This window comes from Ruegeria sp. AM5, assembly GCF_056540645.1.
In genome coordinates, this window is record NZ_JBQFXC010000002.1 from 567,128 (window position 1) to 580,584 (window position 13,457).

The window sequence follows — 13,457 nt, forward strand, 5'->3', positions numbered from 1 at the left end:
CAACATGCAAGGCAATCGAAACGCGTCTTTGGAAGATCTGCGCGACACTGTTCACCCACCCAATCAGGCCGGTTTCTTTAACTGTTACAACTGAAACGTTTATTCGGCATTAGAGCACTCCTTCTCTGGTCAGAATTTACCCCAAATTACGAATTCTGTTCGGACCCTTTTCTGAGTCACGGCCAAGGCCCCGTTCGATAAACCACTGAGTAATCTGCAGCCATTACTAGCCCACCACACCGTGACCACGCACCTGCATGCAGTTCACAAGCACATGACGCCGCGCCATTTCGTCATTGTACTGGCCGCGCACAGATCCGACTATGCCACCTGCGATCGCACCTCCGATGACATCTTCCTTCTCGCCAACAACCCAACCAGTAACCGCGCCATCAATAGCGCCGAACGTAGCATCTATTTTACGCTGCCCAGGATTGAAACTCGCGGCCATCAATCGGCATTCAGCCTCATCTGTGTAGAAGGTCGCATTCCTGGTTCCGTCAACCATCAGTGGCTTCTGCATCGGGTACTGAGTGCATGCGGTAAGACTGATGAGAGCAACAAAAATGAACTTTTTCATCGCAGCTTTCCTTTCGGGAATCGAAGTAATTGCTTGGCGTACGCGCTAAACTTGCCTGCCTAGGCAAATCTCATTTAGGAAGTTTACGATTGTCGAAAAATAGCCCAGCCATTTTACGCAGCGTAAAATTGCATTTGTTTCGCTGGCTCAGTCGCAAACTTCTCTGGCGCATGAATACAGCGCCTTTCTTGCGCAGCTAAGTTGGCTAACTAGGCAACTAGCTTAACGCGAAAAAACCGTCGGCCGAGCATGCCGCAGGCGTGACGGCACGCAGCCGCGTAGGGCTGCGGCACAAGAAAGTCGGCGGCCCGAAAGTCTTTTTCAATTTTTACAGGGTCTTCTATTCAGCCGCGTAACGCTCCATGTCGGCAAGGCGCGTATATCCGTCCCGCGTCTGTGGTGTTTTAATGCCTAGAATATTTCCGGCGATTTGGGTCCGGAGAATCTGTGCGGTCCCGCCGCCGATAGTGAACATGCGCACATCGCGATACATCCGCTCCAGAGGTTCACGATCGCTGTAGCCGCGCGCGCCGAACATCTGCAGCGCATCGCTGACCACCTTAATAGCCATCTCGGACGCAAAAAGCTTGGCGCGGGCGGCCATGGTCATATCGGGATACTGACTGCCGTTTGGGCCACGCGATCGTGCCGCTTCATGGAGCAGCAGCCTAGCTGCATGAACTTTCGTGTCCATATCGGCCAGCATCCATTGAAGCCCCTGGAATTCTGCAAGCGGGCGCCCGAATTGTTCACGTTGAACGAGGTAGCGTTTTGCATGTTCAAGTGCCCCTGCCGCAACACCCATAGCAACTGCTCCCGCACCGACGCGTTGCGAATTGTAAGCGTTCATCAGGTCGGCAAAGCCACGCTTCAATCCTGAAGGCGGTTTGACCAGCCATTTCTCGTTGATCTCGATATTTTCGAACCGCAATTCTGCTTCGGGCATACCGCAAAGGCCCATCGTGTATTCGCGACCCACCACGGTGAACCCCTTGGGCGTATCACCTGACATCGGATCGGCAAACAGAATGAAACCGCCAATCCCCTGATCGACGCCTGCCTCATCGAGCACGCGGGCAAAGATCAGGTGCAGCTTCGAGACCCCTCCACCAGTGATCCAATGCTTGGACCCGTTGAGGATGTATGTGCGACCCTGTTTCCGCGCGGTAGTCTGCAATTCGGTCGCGGCACTTCCCGAGTCTGGTTCGGTTATGCAGATCGCGGGCTTATCTCCTGCCAGGACATGCTGAGCACAAAAAGCCTTCTGCTCATCATTGCCGTACCCCATGACCGCACTGATGCCGCCCATGTTGCTCTCGACAACGATGCGGGCGGTCAGGGTGCAGGCTTTCGCGATCTCTTCGACCACCATGGTGACATCCAGAAAACTCGCGCCCTGCCCACCATATTTCTTTGGAATGGTCATACCCATGATGCCAGCATCGGCCAATTCACCAACATTCAGCCAGCAATACCTGCGCGATCTGTCCCAATCTGCGGCACGTTTCTCAAATTCTGGGGCCAGTTCTTTCGCAACGTTCACAAGCGGATGCGGCATGCGTGTCCCTCGTCTCTGTTTTTAACAGAATACGCTTGCAGTAATACAACACAATCGAATAAAATTGGATATCTAATCCAATATACCTTAAGTTATGCAGACACGTTCTCTCAGAACCCTCATACGGGTCTCGAATGTCGGCTCCTTTGCGAAAGCGGCCGAGCAGCAAAACATGACATTGTCTGCACTTTCAATGCAGATGAAGGCGCTTGAGGTGGAGCTTGGCGTCGACCTCTTTGACCGCACCGTACGACCACCGCGACTTACGCCAATCGGCCGGAGCGTCGTCGAGGCATCGATCCCGCTCCTGCAGCACGAAGACAGCCTTCTCAAAATCTGTCGCCCGACGGACACGCTTGTTGGGCATTTCCGAATAGGATTTGTCACAACTGCTGCCGTTCGCTTGCTGCCGAACTTCCTGAACAACGCAAAACGTCAAGCACCGCAAGCGACCTTCTCATTCGAAACCGGCCTGTCCAAGGTTCTACAAGAAAAGGTTGTAAGCGGTCAGCTTGATGCCGCCCTTCTTACAGATGCAGAAGGTGTTCCCGACACGCTTGCGGAAAAGGTGCTTCGAGAGGAACCCTTTGCCTTTGCAGCCCATGAGAAATTGCTGAAAGACGGCCTCGCGGGTTTATTGAATGCGCAGCCCTTCTTTCACTTTATGCCCGACACCGGGATCGGAAAACTCATTGCTGGAGAGATGCTTAAGCACAAAAGACCAAAGGGTTCCGAAACCATTGTCCTTGATAACCTTGAAGCGATTATGGAGTGTGTTTCGGCAGGGTTGGGTTTTACGCTTCTGCCTGTCCCCGATGTTTTGCGGTATCGGTCTGACTACGTCAAAAGTATTTGTCTTCCACAATCGTCGGCTCGGAAACTTGTCCTTGCGACCGTACGCAAGGGTGCGCTGGCTGGAAGTGAGGCGATGCTTGCCTCGCTATTCTCGACGGGCGAGGCCGCCGCTGCGAGCGAACAAGACACACCTCTCCCACACTCGCGGCTTCGGCTTGATCGACTATGATCTTGAAACGCACACGTGATCTCCGTTGCGTGTCCGGTCAGTTTGGACGAGTGCCCAAATAGAACCGGCTTCCGATCTTGAAGCCCTCAATTGGGTTCACACATTAACGGCCCGTTATTACCATTTACCTATGGTTGCCATTGCTGCGATTTGGCCCTTAGTATCGGTCATTCGCTGCATCTGCGATGGCAACTCCTCCAATTTGATATAGCGGCCATTTAAGATCGGGTGTGCAATATCTTCTACGCCGCAGAGACGCTAAAATCAGCAACGCTATCAGCACAAGCATCTTTTTAAGTCCGGCGTAAGAAATCCGACAGCACAACATTGAAGATATCGGGTTTTTCCAGATGTACCGCGTGGGCGCAGCCGGGAACGACGGAAAGCTCAGCCTGATTGATCGACGTCCAAAGTTGTTTGGTCTGTGTCCACGAATACGTGCGGTCCATGTCACCCCAGATCACCAGAGAGTTAGCTTTGATGGCAGAGAGATAATCATCGGCGCGCCAAGCGCGCATTGCGTCCAGCCCCTTGAGCATGGCATCCGGTGTACATTGCGCTGCAATCTCAGCGCAGTCTGAGTAAGCTTCAGCAGACCGGCCATCCAAGAACCATGTCGCAGCGATGCGGCGAGCTGTTTCCTGGAAACCCTCGGTTTGGGCACGCCGTTTGCTTTCCTCGATTGTCTCGAAACGGTCGGGCAGGATGCCGACCGCACCGGTGGAGTAGAGGATCAATTGATCTATGCGTTGTGGGGCGCGGTGTATCATTTCCTGCGCTATCATTCCGCCCATCGAATGTCCCAAGAGGTTGAAGTGTTCGACGCCGAGGTGAAATAAATGGTCCAGAACCCAATTAGCAAACCCACCGATCGTTTCGATGCTAGGCAAGTCTGCATTCTGTCCGAACCCAGGCAAATCTATCGTGATCAGCTTTTGGGATTTTGAAAGCGCGCGCTGTTGTGGTGCCCACTGCGCGCTTCCACCCATGAAACCATGGACCAGGACAAGCGGCGTCACTTTCGCTGTCCCTGCACAATGCGATCAAGTATCATGGCGCAGAACAGGATGGCAAAGCCTGCCAGAATTCCCTGTCCGACATTGGCGTATTGCAGCGCCTCAAGTACATCCTCGCCCAGACCCTTGGCACCAATCAGCGAAGCCACCACGACCATGGCGAGCGAGAGCATGATGGTCTGGTTGATTCCTGCCCGGATCGAGGGGCTTGCCAGGGGCAGATCGACCTTAGTGAGCAAATACCATTTGTTTGCACCAAAACTGATTGCCGCTTCGCGCACGCTTTCAGGTACACCGCGCAGGCCCAGTACGGTCAGGCGCACAACAGGAGTACCGCCGAAAATCATAGTGACAATAACGGCTGCAGGCTTGCCAACGCCAAAGAACGCGATCACAGGCACCATGAAGACAAACGCAGGCATGGTTTGCATGAAATCCATAATTGGTTGGATGAAAGCATAAAAACGCGGGCGTCGTGCAGCGAACATACCAAGTGGTATGCCTATAACGATTGATAGACAAGCTGCGGTGCCTAGCAATGCCAGTGTCGTCATTGCCGCCTCCCAAAAGCCCAAAAGACCCATATAGGCCAGGAACGCCCCTGAGTAGATAGCCGTGCTGATACCGGCAGTTAGCCAAGTTAGCAGTATGATCAGACATGCAATTACGATCCAAGGTGTCTGGACAAGGATGACCTCTAAGGCATCGAGCAGTGCACGGATACCGATCGTCAGCCCATCAAAAAAAGCTTCACTGTTGCGGACGCAAAACGCGATGAAGTCTTCCACCCAAGTGATGCCGGTCAAACGGATATCGGGATCTGTTGGAAAGTGACTGAGCAATGAAAAACGCCCGGGGAAGCTGTAGTGCAACATTGCCGCTGTTACGATTAACGCCATGAAAATTGTGCTGAACACGATCTCAGAAACAGGCATAGCTGAACGGATCGAACGATCCGAAATCCATTCTGAAAACCGTGCCTCAAGCGCCCAGTTTGCCACAACCGACTGCACCGCTTTTATGACCAACAGAATAATAAGGCCCGACAATATGATCGCGGGGCCTTGGGCGGCCAATGCTTCGGCTTCGGCTCGTATACCGCCGATATTGGCCTCAAGAGATTCGACAGTACGCTGGTAGACATCAATCTTGTCGGAATTTGCTTCGATCGCAGCAGCCAATTGCTGACGACGCAACTCCAATGTTCCTTCAATTGAAGCGATACGAGCCATCGCGTCGGCTGCGAGGTCTCCAAAAAGACCGCGGGCAATCTGCACATAGGCGAGTGTTTCGATGATTAGGAATGGGAGTGCCCAAGACCACAAGCCACGCGCTCCGAACCAGATTGGACCGAAAATCCCGGCCATCAGATTGAAGGTCGCCGTAAAGCGAGCGGACGCGCCGATCTTGTCAAAGTTTTTGATGTAATAATCGGGGTTAGTACGTACAAATGTGCGAATGTTCTCGCGCCGTTCTTCAGCATAGGCCAGAGCAGCTTCGCTTTCGGTATCTTCCAGCGGGTTTACGCCATCAGGGTTCGCGTCGGATGTGCTCATGATACTTCCGTCCCCTCGATTACTGTGCGCAGCAAATCGGCGCGGGTAATCAAACCCACATCCCTGCCGCCGTCCTCCACCAGGATGGCGCTGTTGTGGTCAATCGCCAAATTGATCAGAGTGCTAAGATTTTCCGCCTCATTGACGCGCGGTGCATCTGCGTCCAACGGGCCATGGGTGGCTACATAGTCTGAAATTGGTTGCATCACTGCGTGCGCGCGCACCACTTTGAGGCGCGAGATACCCGCTACGAAGTCTGCCACGTAATCGTCGGCAGGGTTCATAACGATGTCTTCGGCAGTGCCGATCTGAACCACTTTGCCATCGCGCATGATTGCAATTCGATTACCGATGCGCACCGCTTCGTCCAGATCGTGCGTAATGAAGATGGTAGTCTTCTTCAAAATCTTACTGAGCCGAATAAATTCATCCTGCAATTGTCGTCGAATGAGCGGATCGAGCGCCGAGAACGGCTCATCCATCAACAGCACATCCGGGTTCGCAGCCAATGCGCGCGCCAAGCCCACGCGCTGCTGCATTCCACCGGACAACTCGTGCGCGAATTTTGACCCCCAGGCCCCCAACTCGACAATGTCCAGAATCGCGGCGGCCTGCCGCATACGTTCATTTTTGCTAACTTGTCTGATTTCCAGCGGTAAGGCGACGTTGTCCAAAACCGAACGGTGCGGCATTAGAGCGAAGTTCTGAAACACCATACCGATTTTGTTGTTACGGAACTGCTGAAGCTCTTGCGGCCCCAGTGCCATAACGTCGGTTCCTTCGATCTCTATCTTGCCACCGGTAGGTTCCAGAAGCCGATTGAAGTGGCGCACCAACGTGGACTTGCCGCTGCCAGACAGGCCCATGATACAGAATATCTCACCGCGGTTCACAGACAGGCTGACATCAGCCACGCCGACAACACAGTTGAATTCAGCTAGTACCTCAGCTTTGCTCAGCCCACGCTCACGGATTGCCTGCAATGCGACTTCGGGTTTCGCTCCAAAAATCTTCCAGACATTCGATATTTTAATAACTGTATCGTCACCCATGCGTCCCCCAGCGGCCTCGGAATGGGCCTAGTTGGCTCAGGGTGGCAGCGAAATGGAACTGCCACCATGGTCATTTCTTCAGGTTGGGTTCAAAGACCCAGCCAACCATCCACACGCTCGGGGTTCGCTTCGACCCATTCTCTTGCTACGTCCGCCGGGTCGCGGCCATTGGCGCTGATTTCGAAGGCAAAGGCTGAAACATCATCAGCTGTTAACTTAAAGTTGGCAAAAAACTCAGCAATAGCCGGCGAACGGTCAACCAGCGAGTTGGACCATGCGATCTGCACGTTCTTAAGCGCGTCCTTGGTGGCAACTGTCGACTTTTCATACCAATCGGGATCATCCGACGGCTGCACCATCACATATTTTTCGGGGTCAAATGTGGGCTCCGACAGCATTTCCACGTCAAACATGTACCAAACTGCATGAGGTTTATAGCAATAGAATGCATAGCCCTCGCCCTTGGCGATGCTATCCTTGATACGCGCTGTTTTAACGCTTTCTTCGGCACGGACCGGTTCGATAAAGTCCAACAAGCCGTAGTCGCGCACCTTGACTTCGTTTACATTTGCTGAAGCCCAGCCTGGAGCACCGATCCACATTTCACCACGGCCATTGCCGTCGCTATCCATCAGTGCGGCAACATCAGGACGACCCAGATCGGCAATATCGGTGATGTTGTTCGCTTCACCAAAGTCCTTGGATACACAGAAACCTTGATTACCTTCGTAAGGGTTGGACGACAAGGTGACCGTTCCCGCGTCATCTACGTATTTTTGAGTAAAACTTTGTTGATTAGGTAGCCAAACATCAGGGTGAACATCGATGTCGCCCTTACCTTGGTCCATCGCCTGGAAAATCGTAGCGTTATTGCCGGGTACATACTCGACTGTGCCTCCGATCCTCATCTCGACAACCGCGCCTAGAAGATGTGCGATTGCCTGAGCACCAGTCCAGGATGGGACTCCGATTTTTACCTTTTCAGCCGCAGCGGCGGGCAGGGCCAAGAGGCCCAGCGAGACTGACACTGTCAGGGATTTCATGCTTATATTCATAGTAACTCTCCTGCTGGTAAGTTGAATTCTTATGCGCGCGCCCGCTTTCGTTGCGGGTCTATGAATGGAATTTCTGTGACTTTCGCACCAAGGCGTTTCATGCGCCCGTCAAGCTGCCCGATTTCCAGCCTATTTTCAGTTTTCGAGTGTTCCACCGAAAGGCGTGCGATCGCGATACCGTGCTCAAGCAAAGGAGACTTGGTTGCAGAGGTAATCACCCCGACCTGTCTTTCTTTTGCAAATACCGCATCTCCATGCATGGGAATATCGTCAGTTTCCAAAAGTAATCCCTTGAGAACCTGCCGCGGACTCTGCCGATTACGCTCCAATGCTGCCTTGCCGGTGAATTCGGCCTTGGTCAGATCAACAGCAAATCCCAGGCCGGCCTCGAACGCGTCGACGCCTGGCGCAAATTCAGCATTTGCAGCTGCTAGGCCCGCTTCGATCCGGATGATCTCCAGCGCGGCTGATCCCATAGGGGTGATCCCGAAACCTTCACCTGCTTCCATGATTGCGTCCCAAATGGCTACGGCATCGGCCTTTGAACAGAAAATCTCGTACCCGAGTTCCCCAGTGTAGCCAGAGCGGGACAGCATAAAAGGTGCCCCTTCGCGACCATTTAATCGGGCAACAGTACAGCCAAACCATTTGAGCTGATCAAGGGAGGGCACATGTGGTTGTGTGAAAACGATTTTGCGCAAAACCTCTCGGGACTTCGGCCCTTGCAAAGCCAGGTTTGGTAGCGAATTCCGCAGATCATGGATACGCACTTGGAACCCGCGTTCCTCCGCCAATGACTGCAATGCCCGACCGCTCTCCTCGGCGCCACAACACCAGCGGAACAGGTCATTTGCGAGTCGGAACAACGTACCGTCATCTATTACCGCGCCGGTATCGTCACACATCAGCGTGTAAGTACCCCGCCACTCCGGCAGTTTGGCGACATTGCGCGTGGTTGCCAGCTGCAACAGTTTCTCAGCGTCTGGCCCAATGATGTCGAATTTACGCAACCCACTCATATCCTGCAAAGTTACTGCTTCTCTGCAGGCCCAATATTCGCCCAATGTACCATATGACGGAAAGCTAACAGGTGCCCACATGTCCCGCGCAGGCGCAAAATGTTGGGTCAGCGGCTCCAGACGCTCGTGAAAGGCCGATTCCTGACTTATGGACATGGGGGCATCTTCCTTTTCGCGATAAGCGACCGCACGGCGGATTGGAGTATCTGGACGGTAGATCCGCACGTGCACATCTGTGGGATTCCAGCCATTTATCGGGTCAATGTCGTCTGGGCACGCCGTGGAAGCGCATACCAAGTCTTCCATTGCCCGCATTGCGACGTAATCGCCTGGGCGCGAATAGCTTTCATCTACCAGCAGTTCGTGGGAATTATGATCAATCCAAGTATTCCAGAAGAAATTAACTGCAGGCCAGGCCGCGCGGCGTCTAACTCCATATTGCGCCAGTGTTTCAGAAATGTTGTCAGAACAGTTGACATGGCCTGGAAAACCTCGCTCAGCGTATCCCCGTGCGGTGCAAGCCAACCCGTAAGTATCGTGTCGTCCGCAAGTGTCATGAACGACATTTAGAAGCGGGTTCATGTCACTATCGAAAAACTTGTCGAGCATACCAGGGCCAGGATAAGCGCGCCGGACCAAAGACCGAGTTGCAGTACTGTCGATCAGCCATTCTTCACCTTTTTCGAGTTTATCTGCTCGCATTGCGATAAAGTCCGAGCATTGTTGGCCCTCGACATCAATGATTTGGACTATTTCGCCTTGCTTAACTTCATATGACAATCCAGTGCCGCGCTTTACGGTGAATTCCTTTCGCACATCACCCAGGGGTTCGGGCAATATCGAACTACTGGCATTTGCCATTTGATGAGAGATACTGACTGATCCACCTCTGGACCCGGTTGCCAGTTGATCACGATCCATAGCCCGCATGATCCAAGCTGAAATTGTAGCACTGGCTTTTAGAACGATCAGATCATCATTTTCAGGAAGGTAAGCGATACCAATCTCGGATTCTGGTTTACCTCCCTGAGCTGCAATCCAATTGATCAGTTTTTCGCCATCTACTTTGGAGAAATCCAAAACTCCTGCTTTAATAAGCGCTAGCGACACAAGCGCATCTCCGCCCACTTCGTCAAAAGCAATGACTTGCAGTTGGTTTTTAGGCCAATTGCCTGTCACCGACAGAAGATCACCTGGTCGCATGATAACATTCAGTATTTCGCGCGGACCTAGCGTATATGTTTTTCCGTGCGACGGCTTCTGAAACCCTGGGTAAAAGCGTCCAGGCGTCATGTAACCGCTATTGCTGAACTCATGTAGTATCGAATAATCGCGCATCGTATTCCAAAGTGAGTCGCTTATTGTAACTAGTTACATAATCTTGATGAAACTAGTTACATGTGTCAAGGTAACTGTCGCGAGATCGAGGATATCCAAGGAATTCAAAGGAATTGACCGAGCAGAAATATAAGAAGCGCGCGAACCTTCGGGATGTTGCCAAGGCAGCAGATGTTTCCGTTGCGACGGTGTCGCGCGTACTGAATTCTCCGAAAACCGTGTCTGAAGACACGCGCCACCGTGTGCTTGATGTTATTTCGAAGCTGCATTTTGTACCAAGTGCTGCAGCCCGTGCGATCAATTCCGGGAGAACCCGAGTCGTTGGGGCCATGGTTCCAACTCTGGACAATGCAATATTCTCAAAATTTCTAGCTGCTCTTGAAAAAGGTTTGGCACTAAATGGTTTGTCACTCGTAGTCGCAACTACAAATGGCGACCCGGACGTTGAAACGAATAAAGCGCAAGGTCTGGTTGATATTGGTGCAGAAGCACTGATTGTTTCCGGCATCACACACAGTCAAGACTTCGAAAAGATCATCGAACGGACACGCCTCCCTGTGATCGCCACCTCCTACTATGAAAGGGACCACCATTTTCCGACCATCGGTTATGATAACGCCGGCGCTTCTTGCACCGCTCTCAATTTTCTTCTGTCTGCTGGGCATAGAAATATTGCCGTGATTCACGGGCCAACAAAAAACAACGATAGGACGCTGGCACGGCTTGATGGTTTGAAGAATCCGGATGTGAACCACACCCTGCAAATGTACGAAACGGAAATTTCAATAAAAGGTGGCTGCGTCGCAACTCAGAATCTTCTTGCAGGGGACACGGCCTTTTCTGCTATTCTCTGTTTTTCCGATGTCTTGGCGATGGGCTCTCTTTTTGAATTGCAAAGAAAGCGGGTAAAAGTGCCTCATGAAATGTCAATTGTTGGCATCGACGATCTGCCCTCTTCATCCTGCACCTTTCCTGAAATCACGACCGTGCATTTGCCCGTCACACGGATGGGTGAAGCCACTGCCACAGCGATAGTTGAGTGGTTGGAAAACCAAGCCGTTCCTAAATCGAAACTTCTTCAGGCTGAACTGATTGTGAGGAACTCCACACGAAAGTTGGCATAGATTGGCTTCTTGTACTGAAAATAGACTGAAGCGGTGTAAAATGTGTGTTTTTCATCTAAAAGCTGACGCAATGAACATATGACTGCCATTGGGCTACTTCCAGTGAAAGAAGGCTTTGTCCGATCAACCGCCATTCATTACCTGGCATTGAGCGCCTGGATTATTAGGTTCGCGACGGGCCGAACTCGAAAAGAATAGACGCCAAATCGACGGTTGCTTTGGGTTCGTAGCAGACTTCAGAGGCGACACAGAAACTCGTGATATAGTCCCTTGTCAACGCCGGCTTGACGGTGTGGGCGGACATGGTGGATCGGATGGTCAGTCATAGAAACGCTACACTTACCTGCCATTCGCGCACTTTGCCAGTTTGGAACAAAGGGCTTGTCGTCAGTCAGAAACGGCCTTTTGCAGAAGCTCATTCTCCTTCTGCAAACGCTTGAGTTCCTTTCGTTAATCGGCTCCCATCCCACCATATTGCTTACGCCACAGGTAGTAGGTTTGTTCCGTTATGCGAACCTCGCAGATCACATCTGCACGCATCATTCCCTAACCAACAAGCACATCAACTTGTCGCAGTTTCTGATCTATTTCCTCTGCCTCGTGTCTCTTGATCGAAATTCTCGATCCTCCGCTTTTCAATCATAACGGTGGTTCAAATCAAATGGGGTATTCCATTGTCAGCTATGCATATCCGCATCTATGATGGCGCGGATCCGTTCCGAAGCCCCAAGTTCGATGCTGGTGATCTCGTCATAAAGGTTGCGAAACTCGGGCTCATCCATCAAAAACTCAATCTTAGCCTGGTGCCAGGCAACAGCTTTTTCGTGTAGCCGCGCAATCTGGGGAATGGCTAGCAACGCTTCCATCGCCACTGACAATCTGGCCAGGTTGCGTTGGATAGTAACGTCCTGATACTGGTTCCAATCCATCCGTATCCAATAGTTGCGCCCGACAGTGCGATCCACATGCAGGGCTCGTCCGCGTTGACGCTTGACCAAGAAAGACTGCGCAGATCTTAGTGCGTAGTGGTTTAGCTGGACCAGTTCATAACCGATGGTCTTGATATCGGACCTCCAGCCATTCTTTGCCACTTTGTGCGTGATATCCTGACCCGATCCATTGACCCATAGCACCTGTTCGGCTTTTGCTTCTTTCAGCTTATTTGGCCGGTGACAGCTTAGTTTACGATAGGCACGAATATTCCTGGTGGCGGTCTTGAAGCCCCAAGCGGTATGCGGTTTGGGCAGATATGACGGAGCGCATCGGTCAAATTGCGCCAGGACCGGCCTGTCTTCGTAGGTCTTTATCCCAGCCGACCCAAATTGCCGCCAGGTCATGGCAATATTGCTAACTCCGTCGGGCAGGCGCTTATAAAGTTCCGGCAGTGTCCCGTTACCAAAGCGGATGTTGATAAACTCATCCACATCAATATGGATAACCCAATCAGCACGTTTGACCACCTTGAGCTTTGCAGACTGGTTCAGAGCCCACTGTTGCGGGGAATTGCCCTTCCATTTGTTGTTGTCGACATGCGTGACCAGACCGGTTTTGGCCAGCGCATCCAGCATCAGATTCGTGCCATCCTCGCAGCCATTGGTATAGATAACAAAGTGATGCACCCCGATCGATTGGTGGTATGCAATCCATTCCAATAGGAAAGGGCCTTCGTTTTTCATGCAACCGATCAGCACCGTGCCGCTGGTACCCTCTGGCGGCCTGAGGTCCACCGGCACCGTGTCACCCATGGGTTGACTTTCGTCAAAACTGGTCAGGTCATTGCGCGGCAAGAAGCGACGGGCAAATGGCAACACTTCTTTTGGAGTGGATTCTTTTTTTGCAGAAGAGGTCAGGGTAGAGAATGCAGGAGGCTGCGCAGTCAGATCATCTGGCCAGTCAATCCGGTCAACTATCGCATCGGCACCAAATTGTGTGGCCCAAATTCTGGCGCGATCAGATCCTGAATCAAGATCAGTCAAAATCAGGATGTCGGCCGCCAATTGCCCCAAAACTTCGTGGACTCGACCAACAGAGACTTCCGTGGCGAGGTTCTCTGCTAGCCCTGGCATGGCCAAAAGCATGAACCGCGGTCGCTCATTAGCAATCGCACTGGCGAGTGCGGGCAAAAATTCGGGCGG

Annotated in this window: 10 protein-coding genes and 1 pseudogene; 2 read left to right on the top strand and 9 right to left on the bottom strand. The window is 52.3% G+C overall.

Translation table 11 applies throughout. From position 1 onward, the window contains the following. Positions 1-226: 226 nt before the first annotated feature. On the bottom strand, positions 227-580 hold the full coding sequence (locus ACR0AH_RS08410; RefSeq protein ID WP_170732796.1) for a hypothetical protein: 354 nt from the start codon (positions 578-580) through the stop codon (positions 227-229). Between the two features lie 340 nt (positions 581-920). After that, positions 921-2,138, bottom strand: a complete 1,218-nt coding sequence (acdA, locus tag ACR0AH_RS08415; protein ID WP_170732797.1) for a 3-sulfinopropanoyl-CoA desulfinase — start codon at positions 2,136-2,138, stop codon at positions 921-923. A gap of 94 nt (positions 2,139-2,232) precedes the next feature. On the opposite strand from acdA, the gene ACR0AH_RS08420 reads away from it, so the two are divergent. Continuing rightward, the gene (locus ACR0AH_RS08420) at positions 2,233-3,162 is read left to right on the top strand and encodes a LysR family transcriptional regulator (protein ID WP_170732798.1); all 930 of its coding nucleotides are present in this window, start codon (positions 2,233-2,235) and stop codon (positions 3,160-3,162) included. 293 nt (positions 3,163-3,455) lie between these two features. On the opposite strand, the gene ACR0AH_RS08425 is transcribed toward ACR0AH_RS08420, so the two are convergent. The 5 genes from ACR0AH_RS08425 to ACR0AH_RS08445 form a co-directional block, all read right to left on the bottom strand. Continuing rightward, positions 3,456-4,181: an alpha/beta fold hydrolase gene (locus ACR0AH_RS08425; protein WP_480591339.1), complete on the bottom strand. Its 726-nt coding sequence runs from the start codon at positions 4,179-4,181 to the stop codon at positions 3,456-3,458. Beyond that, positions 4,178-5,734: an ABC transporter permease subunit gene (locus ACR0AH_RS08430; RefSeq protein ID WP_170635906.1), complete on the bottom strand. Its 1,557-nt coding sequence runs from the start codon at positions 5,732-5,734 to the stop codon at positions 4,178-4,180. The genes ACR0AH_RS08425 and ACR0AH_RS08430 overlap by 4 nt, the downstream gene beginning before the upstream one ends. Next, positions 5,731-6,786 carry a betaine/proline/choline family ABC transporter ATP-binding protein gene (locus tag ACR0AH_RS08435; RefSeq protein WP_170635907.1) on the bottom strand — a complete coding sequence of 352 codons (1,056 nt, stop codon included), beginning with the start codon at positions 6,784-6,786 and terminating at the stop codon, positions 5,731-5,733. Before ACR0AH_RS08435 ends, ACR0AH_RS08430 begins: the two co-directional genes overlap by 4 nt. Positions 6,787-6,875: 89 nt before the next feature. Then, positions 6,876-7,829 carry an ABC transporter substrate-binding protein gene (locus ACR0AH_RS08440; RefSeq protein ID WP_480591663.1) on the bottom strand — a complete coding sequence of 318 codons (954 nt, stop codon included), beginning with the start codon at positions 7,827-7,829 and terminating at the stop codon, positions 6,876-6,878. A 41-nt stretch (positions 7,830-7,870) separates the two neighbouring features. Then, positions 7,871-10,063: a DUF1989 domain-containing protein gene (locus tag ACR0AH_RS08445; protein WP_480439018.1), complete on the bottom strand. Its 2,193-nt coding sequence runs from the start codon at positions 10,061-10,063 to the stop codon at positions 7,871-7,873. A 248-nt stretch (positions 10,064-10,311) separates the two neighbouring features. Between ACR0AH_RS08445 and ACR0AH_RS08450 the strand changes: the two genes are divergently transcribed. Continuing rightward, positions 10,312-11,322: a LacI family DNA-binding transcriptional regulator gene (locus ACR0AH_RS08450; RefSeq protein ID WP_170732801.1), complete on the top strand. Its 1,011-nt coding sequence runs from the start codon at positions 10,312-10,314 to the stop codon at positions 11,320-11,322. Between the two features lie 390 nt (positions 11,323-11,712). On the opposite strand, the pseudogene ACR0AH_RS08455 reads toward ACR0AH_RS08450, so the two are convergent. Both ACR0AH_RS08455 and ACR0AH_RS08460 read right to left on the bottom strand, forming a co-directional pair. Next, a pseudogene (locus ACR0AH_RS08455) lies at positions 11,713-11,940 on the bottom strand (transposase); the annotation flags it as partial. 59 nt (positions 11,941-11,999) lie between these two features. Next, positions 12,000-13,388, bottom strand: coding sequence for a glycosyltransferase family 2 protein (locus tag ACR0AH_RS08460; protein ID WP_480591343.1), 1,389 nt, complete (start codon positions 13,386-13,388; stop codon positions 12,000-12,002). Between the last annotated feature and the right edge of the window lie 69 nt (positions 13,389-13,457).